10 protein-coding genes and 3 pseudogenes are annotated in these 9,206 nt (G+C 60.6%); 2 read left to right on the top strand and 11 right to left on the bottom strand.

Annotation, left to right across the window (positions count from 1 at the left end; all coding sequences use genetic code 11):
- Window positions 1–70, top strand: a pseudogene (locus tag ACIP66_RS15455) (hypothetical protein); the annotation flags it as partial.
- On the top strand, window positions 63–797 hold the full coding sequence (locus ACIP66_RS15460) for an amino acid ABC transporter ATP-binding protein (RefSeq protein WP_064117071.1): 735 nt from the start codon (window positions 63–65) through the stop codon (window positions 795–797). The pseudogene ACIP66_RS15455 and the gene ACIP66_RS15460, both read left to right, overlap by 8 nt.
- A 123-nt stretch (window positions 798–920) precedes the next feature.
- Here the strand turns inward: ACIP66_RS15460 and ACIP66_RS15465 are convergent, their stop codons facing one another.
- The 11 genes and pseudogenes from ACIP66_RS15465 to ubiE all read right to left on the bottom strand — a co-directional run.
- Window positions 921–1,793 (bottom strand): methyl-accepting chemotaxis protein, encoded by an 873-nt coding sequence (locus ACIP66_RS15465; RefSeq protein WP_400649036.1) that lies wholly within the window; start codon window positions 1,791–1,793, stop codon window positions 921–923.
- A pseudogene (locus ACIP66_RS15470) lies at window positions 1,776–2,927 on the bottom strand (methyl-accepting chemotaxis protein); the annotation flags it as partial. The gene ACIP66_RS15465 and the pseudogene ACIP66_RS15470, both read right to left, overlap by 18 nt.
- A 178-nt stretch (window positions 2,928–3,105) precedes the next feature.
- Window positions 3,106–3,813, bottom strand: a complete 708-nt coding sequence (locus tag ACIP66_RS15475) for a 16S rRNA (uracil(1498)-N(3))-methyltransferase (protein WP_400649020.1) — start codon at window positions 3,811–3,813, stop codon at window positions 3,106–3,108.
- On the bottom strand, window positions 3,810–4,601 hold the full coding sequence (tatC, locus tag ACIP66_RS15480) for a twin-arginine translocase subunit TatC (RefSeq protein ID WP_008080622.1): 792 nt from the start codon (window positions 4,599–4,601) through the stop codon (window positions 3,810–3,812). Before tatC ends, ACIP66_RS15475 begins: the two co-directional genes overlap by 4 nt.
- Window positions 4,598–5,068 (bottom strand): Sec-independent protein translocase protein TatB, encoded by a 471-nt coding sequence (gene tatB / locus ACIP66_RS15485; protein ID WP_400649021.1) that lies wholly within the window; start codon window positions 5,066–5,068, stop codon window positions 4,598–4,600. The genes tatC and tatB overlap by 4 nt, the downstream gene beginning before the upstream one ends.
- A gap of 10 nt (window positions 5,069–5,078) precedes the next feature.
- The gene (locus tag ACIP66_RS15490) at window positions 5,079–5,360 is read right to left on the bottom strand and encodes a twin-arginine translocase TatA/TatE family subunit (RefSeq protein ID WP_003220847.1); all 282 of its coding nucleotides are present in this window, start codon (window positions 5,358–5,360) and stop codon (window positions 5,079–5,081) included.
- A 25-nt stretch (window positions 5,361–5,385) separates the two neighbouring features.
- Window positions 5,386–5,718: a phosphoribosyl-ATP diphosphatase gene (locus ACIP66_RS15495; RefSeq protein ID WP_007909355.1), complete on the bottom strand. Its 333-nt coding sequence runs from the start codon at window positions 5,716–5,718 to the stop codon at window positions 5,386–5,388.
- A complete protein-coding gene (hisI, locus tag ACIP66_RS15500) occupies window positions 5,711–6,112 on the bottom strand; it encodes a phosphoribosyl-AMP cyclohydrolase (protein WP_007909357.1) in 402 nt (133 codons plus the stop codon). The genes ACIP66_RS15495 and hisI overlap by 8 nt, the downstream gene beginning before the upstream one ends.
- A 121-nt stretch (window positions 6,113–6,233) precedes the next feature.
- The gene (gene ubiB, locus ACIP66_RS15505) at window positions 6,234–7,838 is read right to left on the bottom strand and encodes a ubiquinone biosynthesis regulatory protein kinase UbiB (RefSeq protein ID WP_159811612.1); all 1,605 of its coding nucleotides are present in this window, start codon (window positions 7,836–7,838) and stop codon (window positions 6,234–6,236) included.
- On the bottom strand, window positions 7,835–8,458 hold the full coding sequence (locus ACIP66_RS15510; protein WP_064117077.1) for an SCP2 domain-containing protein: 624 nt from the start codon (window positions 8,456–8,458) through the stop codon (window positions 7,835–7,837). Before ACIP66_RS15510 ends, ubiB begins: the two co-directional genes overlap by 4 nt.
- Window positions 8,458–9,132: pseudogene (gene ubiE / locus ACIP66_RS15515) on the bottom strand (bifunctional demethylmenaquinone methyltransferase/2-methoxy-6-polyprenyl-1,4-benzoquinol methylase UbiE); the annotation flags it as partial. The pseudogene ubiE and the gene ACIP66_RS15510, both read right to left, overlap by 1 nt.
- Window positions 9,133–9,206 lie beyond the last annotated feature (74 nt).

A 9,206-nucleotide genomic window follows, 5' to 3' on the forward strand; every position in this document is an offset into this window, starting at 1 on the left:
AAAGTTTATCAACCAGCCGCTGTCGAAAATCGCCAGCCGGCTTGAGCGGAGGCTCGCGCAAAGTGATTGAAGTCCGCGAACTGGTAAAAGTCTTCGACACCCGTGGGCAAGTGGTGCGCGCGGTGGATAACGTCAGCACCACGGTCGCCAAGGGCGAAGTGCTGGTGGTGATCGGCCCGTCGGGTTCCGGCAAGTCGACCTTCCTGCGCTGCCTCAATGGCCTGGAGGAGTTCGACTCGGGCTCGGTGAGCATCGACGGCCTGCAACTGGCCGACCCGAAAACCGACGTCAACGCCTACCGCCGCGAAGTCGGCATGGTCTTTCAGCATTTCAACCTGTTCCCGCACATGACCGTGCTGGAAAATCTCTGTCTGGCGCAGAAAGTCGTGCGCAAGCGCGGCAAGAAAGAGCGCGAAGCCAAGGCGATGGAGTTGCTGCAAAAGGTCGGAATTGCACAGAAGGCCAACGAGTTTCCGTCGCGCCTGTCCGGCGGTCAGCAACAGCGCGTGGCAATTGCCCGGGCGCTGGCGATGGAGCCGAAGGTGATGTTGTTCGATGAACCGACGTCGGCGCTTGATCCGGAAATGGTTGGCGAAGTGCTGGATGTGATGAAGAACCTGGCCGTGGAAGGCATGACCATGGTCTGCGTGACCCACGAGATGGGTTTTGCTCGGGAAGTGGCGGATCGGGTGTTGTTCTTCGATCACGGCAAATTGCTGGAAGATGCCGCGCCGGCGGAGTTCTTTGATGCGCCGAAGGATCCGCGGGCTCAGGCCTTCCTGCGTCAGGTCTTGTAGTAACTGATCGTTCCCACGCTCCGCGTGGGAATGCCGCCCGGGACGCTCCGCGTTCCTTTCATGCATGACGCGGAGCGTCACAGGATGCATTCCCACGCAGAGCGCGGGAACGATCTGTGGGGCTTATACCTTGAAGCGCCCGACCAGCATCTGCAGATGTGTCCCCAACCGCGCCAGCTCAACGCTGGACGCCGCGGTTTCTTCACTCGCCGCCGACGTCTGATCCGACACGTCCCGCACATTCAGCACGCTACGGTTGATCTCTTCCGCCACCGCGCTCTGCTGCTCGGCCGCTGCGGCAATCTGCTGGTTCATCGCCTGAATCGCCGACACGGTGCGCGTAATGCTTTCCAGCGAACCACCGGCGCGACGGGTCAGCTCGACGCTGCTGTCGGTGAGGGTGCGGCTGTTGTCCATGATCGTCGCCACTTGCTGAGTGCCGTTTTGCAGGCCGACGATCAGCTCTTCGATCTCTTCGGTGGACTTCTGCGTGCGCTGCGCCAGGCTGCGCACTTCATCGGCAACCACGGCAAAACCACGTCCGGCTTCACCGGCACGCGCTGCTTCGATGGCCGCGTTAAGAGCCAGCAGGTTAGTTTGCTGGGCCACGGATTTGATCACGTCGAGGACGCTGCCAATCTTGTCGCTTTCGCGCTTGAGCTCGCCCATGGCTTCGGTGGAGTGACCGACTTCAAGCGCCAGACGCTCGATTTGTGCGATGGCTTCGCCGACGACTTTGTCGCCTTCGCGAGCCTGTTGGTCAGCGGCGACAGCGGCTTCGGAGGCTTCCTCGGCATTGCGCGCGACTTCCTGCACGGTGGCGGCCATTTCGTTCATGGCGGTGGCGACCTGATCGGTCTCGATCTTCTGATTGTTGACCCCGGCGCTGGTTTGCTCGGTCACCGCCGAGAGTTCTTCAGCAGCGCTGGCGATCTGGGTGACGCCGTCGCTGATCCCGCCGATCAGCTCGCGCAGGCCTTGGGTCATGCTCTGCATCGAGCGTTGCAGTTGGCCGAGTTCGTCGCGGCGCTGCGAAACCAGGTTGTGGGTCAGGTCGCCCGCGGCGACGCGCTCGGCGACTTTCAGGGTTTGGTTCAGCGGGATGATGATCTGGCGGGTGATCGCCCACGCGGCCAGCAAGCCGAAAGCGATGGCGAGCAGGGTGGCGATGATCAGCATGTTTTTCGCGTGTGCGGCGTCGGTGTCACGCACCACGGTTTGGGAAATGGTCAGTTTTTTACTGGCATCGAGGAGGATATCGCCCTGGGCTGCCATGCGAGCAACGGCGCTCCCGCTGGCGGTTTGCGCGTCGCGGAACTGGCCGACGGCGGCGCGATAGGCCTTCATCGACTCGGCGGCTTGCTGCAGGTTGGCAGTGAACTGTTCCGGCAGTTTCGATGGCAGGCTCTCAAGGGATTTCAGCGCATTTTCGATGGCGTCGAGCGCAGGTTGCTCGGCCTCGGCCTTGCCACTGTAGGTGTAGCCGCGCACTTGATATCGCGCCTGTTGCAGCAGCTTGCTCAGATCAACCACGCTGTTGAATTGCGCGACGCTGTCACCTTGCAGCAGGCCCTTTTCAACTTCCGAGACTTTGGCCACGGCGTTGTCGGCATTGGCGCCGAGTTTGCTGCGCGCGTCTTCGCGGTGCGTGGTCGCCTGGATCATGTCGGCGAAAGCACGTTTGTACTCGGCGACGGCAGCCAGTTGCTGGTCGACCATGGCGATGTCGGCCGGTTGTTCGATCAGCGTACGCGCGGTTTGCAGGCCGCTGTCGAGTTTGCTGAGCATGTCGTTGACCGCGCCCGGGCCTTGTTCGCCACGGCGTGCATCGTAGTCGACGCGGGCCAGACGCAAGTCTTTGCTGTACTCATTGAGGCTGGAAATAAACCCGAGCTTGTCGCCCCGGCTGATGATGCCGCTCATGCCGGACCAGCCGGTGAAGGTGATCAACAGCGTCAGCAAAAGCACCAGACCGAAGCCGATACCCAGCTTGCGTTTGACGCTGACATTCCCAAGATTCTCGGCTAACCAACGGTACATGCGACAACTCCCCGACCACAAATTGGACTTATGGGGAGCGTATCGGCCGGGTGATGGCAATCTGTAACACCATTTGTCCGGGAAGGCCATGCGCTCTGGATCTGCTGACCTGCCGATTGCCGACCTGCTGATCCGCTGATCCGCTGATCCCGCTGATCTGTAGGAGCTGTCGAGTGAAACGAGGCTGCGATCTTTTGATCTTGCTTCTAAAAAACAACATCAAAAGATCGCAGCCTTCGGCAGCTCCTACAGGGGATCGGTGTTGGGTTTAAAAGAGGCGGGCAAGGAGGGCGGTGACGGCGGTTTCTACGCGCAGGATGCGCTCGCCGAGTTGCACCGGTTGCAGGCCGGACTTGGCCAGCAGGTCGATCTCGTAGGGAATCCAGCCGCCTTCAGGGCCGATGGCGAGGGTGACTGGTTCGCTGAGGGCGCGCGGGCACGGCGGATAGTTGCCAGGATGACCGACCAGACCGAGCGTGCCCTCAGTGATGGCGGGCAGGCGATCTTCAACGAACGGCTTGAAGCGTTTCTCGATGACAATCTCCGGCAATACCGTGTCGCGCGCTTGTTCGAGGCCGAGGATCAGTTGTTCACGGATAGCCTCTGGCTCAAGAAACGGCGTCTGCCAGAAGCTCTTCTCGACCCTATAGCTGTTGACCAGAATCACCTTCGCCACGCCCATGGTCGCCACGGTCTGAAACACCCGACGGAGCATTTTCGGGCGCGGCAGCGCAAGCACGAGGGTCAGCGGCAATTTCGCCGGTGGCGGCTGATCGAGGGTAACGCGCAACTCAGCTTCACCTGCGTCCAGCCGCAGCAATTCAGCCGAGCCCATCAACCCGTCAATGCGCCCGACGCGCAGGCTGTCACCGACTTCCGAACGGTGAACTTCCTGCATGTGCGTAAGGCGTCGATCACGCAGCACCACACGGTCGGCCGCAATGAAATCGGCTTCTTCGAGCAACAGCAGGTTCATGCCTGGGTCGCTGGCGGCTGGTCGTTGTGGTCGTCGGCCGGGGTTTCTTCCGGACGTTCGCGCTTGCTGATCAAACCGCCGAACAGAATGCCGATTTCAAACAGCATCCACATCGGCACGGCCAGCAGGGTCTGCGAGAAGATGTCCGGCGGCGTCAGGATCATGCCGACCACGAAGCAGCCGATGATCACGTACGGGCGGATTTTCTTCAGGTATTTGACGTCGACCACGCCGATCCACACCAGCAGCACCACGGCCACCGGAATCTCGAACGCCACGCCGAAGGCGAAGAACAGCGTCATGACGAAATCGAGGTAACTGGCGATGTCGGTCATCATTTCCACGCCGGCCGGGGTGGCGGCGGCGAAGAACTTGAAGATCAGCGGGAACACGAAGTAATAGGCGAACGCCATGCCGGTGTAGAACAGCAGGATGCTCGACACCAGCAGCGGCACCGCGATACGCTTCTCATGCTTGTACAGGCCTGGCGCGATAAAGCCCCAGATCTGATGCAGGATCACCGGGATCGCGAGGAACAGCGAGACCATCATCGTCAGTTTAAGCGGCGTCAGGAACGGCGACGACACGTCAGTGGCGATCATCGTCGCGCCGACCGGCAGGTACTGGCGTAGCGGCGTCGAGACGAAGGTGTAGATCTGCTGGGTGAAGGCGAACAGCCCGGCGAAGATGATGAAGATCGCCGCCACACAACGCAGCAGGCGGGTGCGCAACTCGGTGAGGTGCGAAACCAGCGGCATGTGCTGGTCGTTTTCGGGGAGATCGCTCATAGGGCTCGCGGCGGCAGAGTAGGGTCGTGAGGCGCTGGTGTGATCGGCGCGGCGGTTGGGGATACGTGTTCAACCGAGGTTTCTGCAGGCGCGGGCAGCGGTTCTGTCGGCGCTACGACGGCAGCAGGTGCAGGTGTCGGAGCAGATGCAGCAGCAGCGGATGCCGTCGGCGCATGAATCGTCTGCTGACCCACATGCTCAACCGACGTCGGCTCTTGCTGAACCGGGTTGAAAATCTTCCGCGCCTCTTGCTCCAGCGACAGAATATGCTCGTTGTGCAGTTGCCGACGGATCTCGTCGGCACCGATTTCACGTTCAACTTCCTGTTTGATCGCGTTGAAGCTGCGCTTCAGCCGTCCGACCCACAGGCCAGCGGTGCGCGCAGCGCCCGGCAGACGCTCGGGGCCCAGCACCAGCAGAGCGACGAGGCCGACGAGCAGCAGTTCAGAGAAGCTGATACCAAACATTAGTCAGTGCTCACACGTCTTTGCGGATCGGCTCTTCGACTTTCTGCGCCTGCACGTCGATGGTGTGCGGCGGGTTGGCCTGAGCGGTGGCTTGCGGCTGCACCGGTGGCACCGGTTGCGCAGGCGTCACGGTTGGATCAGCGGCAGGTTTTTCGTCGTCGTTCATGGCTTTGCGGAAGCCCTTGATCGACTCGCCAACGTCGGTGCCGAGGTTTTTCAGTTTCTTGGTGCCGAACACCAACACCACGACTACCAGAATGACGATCCAGTGTTTCCAGTCAAAAATGCCCATGTTGCTGTTCCTCTCAAAAAATTGTTCAGGCGGACGGACGCGAGGCTTTCTCGACGTGTCCGGACAGACCGAAGCGACGATCCAGTTCATCGAGCACAGCCTGCGGATGCTGCCCCAGTTGGGCGAGCATGACCATGCTGTGGAACCACAGGTCGGCGGTCTCGTAGATCACATCGCTGCAGTCGCCGCTGATGGCGGCGTCTTTGGCGGCAATAATGGTTTCGACCGACTCTTCGCCGACTTTCTCCAGAATTTTGTTCAAACCCTTGTGATACAGACTAGCTACATATGAGCTGTCGGCAGCTGCGCCTTTGCGCTCTTCGAGCACTTCGGCCAGGCGGGTCAGGGTGTCACTCATGTTTGTGTCCTGCGGAATAGATGGCGTGCGGGTCTTTGAGAACCGGATCGACGGTTTTCCAGTCGCCGTTTTCGAAGACGCGATAAAAGCAGCTTTGACGGCCGGTATGGCAAGCGATGTCGCCGATCTGTTCAACCATCAGGATGATCACGTCGGCGTCACAGTCCAGACGCATTTCATGCAGGGTCTGCACATGGCCTGACTCTTCGCCCTTGCGCCACAGCTTGCCACGGGAGCGTGACCAGTAGATGGCACGGTTTTCCGCAGCGGTCAGTTCGAGCGCTTCGCGGTTCATCCAGGCCATCATCAATACACGTCCGGTCTTGTGATCCTGGGCAATCGCCGGCACCAGGCCATCAGCGTCCCATTTGATCTCGTCCAGCCAGTTTTTCATCTTCAATTCCTGACAGAAGCAGCTTCGAGTTGCGAGCTTCACGCTGCAAGTAAAAGCAGTTGCGGTGTGCTTGTAGCTTCAAGCTTGCAGCTCGCAGCTTATAACTTGCAGCTGATTCGTGCTATCGGCGAACGACCAGATACAAGCCGACTGCCACCATGATTCCCGCCGGCCAATGCCCCAATTCGTTTAGCGGGCCACCGATGGCGAGAATCACCCCGCCGGCCAGATGTGCGCAACCGAGCAGGCGCAGGAACCAGTCGTCCTTGCGTTTATGCCACGGCGGCGGCGGGTCGTAGGCGTGCGGCTGGGACATGCGTTCGAGCAGATCGCGGGCCATATTCGCCAGATGCGGCAACTGTTCAAACTGGCTCTGCACGTTGCCGAGCAAGGCTTTCGGGCTGACGCGCTCGCGCATCCAGCGCTCGAGAAATGGCTGCGCGGTGTTCCACAGATCCAGATCCGGATACAGCTGACGGCCGAGGCCTTCGATGTTCAGCAGGGTCTTTTGCAGCAGTACCAGTTGCGGCTGCACTTCCATATTGAAACGGCGTGCGGTCTGGAACAGGCGCATCAGCACCTGGCCAAATGAAATATCTTTTAACGGTTTTTCGAAGATCGGTTCGCACACGGTACGGATTGCCGCTTCGAATTCGTTGAGTTTGGTTTCTGCCGGCACCCAGCCCGAATCGATGTGCAACTGCGCCACACGCCGGTAGTCACGCTTGAAGAACGCGAACAGGTTGCGCGCCAGATAATCCTGATCTTCCGGGGTCAGGCTGCCGACGATGCCGCAGTCGATCGCGATGTACTGCGGGCTCCACGGATTGACGGTGCTGACAAAAATGTTGCCCGGGTGCATGTCGGCGTGGAAGAAGCTGTCGCGGAACACTTGGGTGAAGAAGATCTCCACGCCGCGTTCGGCGAGCATTTTCATGTCGGTGCGCTGATCGGCGAGGGTCGCCAGATCCGTCACCTGAATGCCGTAGATACGCTCCATCACCAGCACTTTCGGCCGGCACCAGTCCCAATAGACTTGCGGCACGTAGAGCAGCGGCGAACCTTCGAAATTGCGCTTCAACTGGCTGGCGTTGGCCGCCTCCCGCAGCAGATCGAGTTCGTCGTAGATGGTTTTTTCGTAGTCCTGCACCACGTCGACCGGGTGCAGCAGACGCGCGTCGGCCGAGAGCTTTTCAGCGGCGCGGGCGAGGATGAACAGCCACGCCAGATCCTGCGCGATGATCGGTCTCAAGCCCGGGCGGATCACTTTAACCACCACTTCTTCGCCGGTTTTCAACTGCGCGGCATGCACCTGCGCCACCGACGCCGAGGCCAGCGGTTCGACGTCGAAACGGCTGAACACGTCGCTGATTTTCTTGCCGAGCTGTTCTTCGATCAGCTTGATCGACAGCTGCGAATCGAACGGCGGCACGCGATCCTGCAAGCGCATCAGTTCATCGGCGATGTCTTCCGGCAGCAGGTCGCGGCGGGTCGAGAGAATCTGCCCGAACTTGATGAAAATCGGCCCGAGATCCTGCAACGCCAGACGCAAACGCGCGCCCCGGCTCAGATCCAGAGGCTTGCGCGGGAACCAGCGCCACGGCAGCACATAGCGCAGCGCCAGGAGGAACCAGGGCAGCGGCAGATCGAACAGCAGGTCATCGAGACGGTAGCGGATCACGACGCGCTGGATGCGCAACAGACGGCGGACGGCAAGCAGCTTCATGCGTTATCGCTTGGGTCGAGGGATCGGGAAAGGCGCTCGAAGCGCGCCTCGAGACGTTCCAGATCAAGTTTGATCCGGTCCAGTTCACTGAATCGCGCTTCGGCTTCGCGCTGCCCGACGAGGGTGCGCGATTCTTCAGCGAGGTATTCGGCGAGGTTCTGGTTGAGGCTGGCAAATCCTTGTTGATACCAGCGCGCGCGACTGCGCAAGTGACCGCCAATCAGTTGCGTGGCGACCGGGCCGAGCCAGCGCGAGAGTTCGTACTCCCAGTCCAGCTCAAGGTCTTGCAGCACGCCGGCCAGCTCCAGCAGCACGCCACTGTCGCCATCGAGCTCGACTTCCGGGGCGTGCAGCACCGCGGTCTTGTCTTTGCTCACGGCCAGTTTGATCAGGCTCGAAGCCGGCGCACGCAGGGTGCAGTCGACACCGGTTTCCCAGTGCGAGGCCAGCATCAGACCTTCGTCGCTCGGCAAAATGAACAGTTGCAGCGCCGGGCTGCGGCAGTCGACGGCAATCACTTTGCCGGTCAAATGCGCCAGCCGCGGCAGCGCCGTGCTGTCGAGACGCAGCACCCGGTTGAGGCCGAGTTCAACGCTGGCGAGCAGCCCGGTAAGTAACATCAGGGCTTGATGCCACGGTGCAGGGCGACGATGCCTGCAGTCATGTTGTGATAGGTCACGCGGTCGAAACCGGCGTCGACCATCATCGACTTCAACGTTTCCTGATTCGGGTGCATGCGGATCGATTCGGCCAGGTAACGATAGCTTTCCGAGTCGTTGGTGATCAGCTTGCCCATCAGCGGCATGAAGGCGAACGAGTAGGCATCGTAGGCTTTCGACATCAGCGCGTTGGTCGGCTTGGAGAATTCCAGCACCAGCAGACGACCGCCAGGCTTGAGCACGCGTAGCATCGAACGCAGAGCGTCTTCTTTGTGCGTGACGTTGCGCAGGCCGAAGGCGATGGTCACGCAGTCGAAATGGTTGTCCGGGAACGGCAGCTTTTCGGCATCCGCCTGAACAAATTCGACGTTGCCGGCGACACCCAGATCCAGCAGGCGGTCACGGCCGACCTTGAGCATGGATTCGTTGATGTCGGCCAAAACCACCTGACCGGTCGGGCCGACCAGGTGCGAGAATTTTTTGGTCAGGTCACCGGTACCGCCGGCGATGTCCAGCACGCGGTTACCGCTGCGCACGCCCGACAGTTCGATCGCGAAACGCTTCCACAAACGGTGCATGCCGCCCGACAGAAGGTCGTTCATCAGGTCGAAATTCTCTGCTAGCGAGATGTACTCGTGACGAACTTTTAGCGGATAGTGGCAGAGCCGACGGGGGTACTAGGGGTGGGGTGAGTTGGGTTCTGCGTGGC

The organism is Pseudomonas sp. NPDC088429 (genome assembly GCF_044753305.1).
In the GTDB taxonomy this organism is placed as follows: Bacteria; Pseudomonadota; Gammaproteobacteria; order Pseudomonadales; family Pseudomonadaceae; genus Aquipseudomonas; species Aquipseudomonas rustica.